The organism is Bacillus sp. SRB_331 (genome assembly GCF_003264175.1).
GTDB lineage: Bacteria > Bacillota > Bacilli > Bacillales > Bacillaceae_G > Bacillus_A > Bacillus_A mycoides.
The window spans coordinates 1-819 of sequence record NZ_NADV01000160.1; the positions used below are offsets into that span (position 1 = coordinate 1).

An 819-nucleotide genomic window follows, 5' to 3' on the forward strand; every position below is an offset into this window, starting at 1 on the left:
GGATGCCAACAACTTGTACCCGTTCCCTGATCATCGTAACATACCTCATCTACCGTTCGTTGCCTCATCTATTGCGACAAGCGTTAATCTGCATCAACTTTGGCACAACCGCCTCGGCCACATCAACAATGCCGATCTCGACGTAATCCTACAAGGCATCAATGGCGGTGAAAAGATCATACCCAATCAACGTTCGGAGCTCTGCAATGGCTGTTTGATGGGGAAGATGCCAAGAGGCAAGATAGCGCGTTTTTCCAATAACTCCACCAGCTCACCCCTCGAAATCGTTCACAGCGATATTTCCGGACCTTTTCCAGTTGATGGCATCCATTCTAGATCAAGATACTACATCACATTCCTAGATCAGCACACAAGGTATACCGTCGTTTATCTACTTCGAAGGAAATCCGAGGCTTTTCTAGCAATCAAAACGTTCATCAGAATGGTCAATACTCTTTTCTTGGACAAGGGCTTCTCAGTAAAATACTTTCAAAGCGACAATGGCGGCGAATATACTTCCAACGACTGTCAGGCGCTGTTTCAAGAACTGGGCATTGTGCATAGAAAAATTGTTCCGTATCAATCAGAGCAAAACGGGATAATCGAAAGACTGAAGCGCACAATCATGGACTGCGCAGAGAGCATACGATTCGGTGCAAACTTAAAGCAAAACTTCTGGACAGCCTCTGTTTGTACAGCCGTTTATCTCCTCAATCGCAGGCCCCACAATCACCTATCGGAACACATGTCTCCATTCGAAGCCTGGCACAATAAGAAACCATACCTAATGCACCTGCGAACGTTCGGTTGCGATGCGTA

General features: G+C 46.3%; 1 protein-coding gene. It reads left to right on the forward strand.

The genetic code is table 11. The features are described from left to right. Nucleotides 1-819, forward strand: an 819-nt coding sequence (locus B5P42_RS31625) for a DDE-type integrase/transposase/recombinase (RefSeq protein ID WP_142674085.1), incomplete at both ends; no start/stop codon positions are given.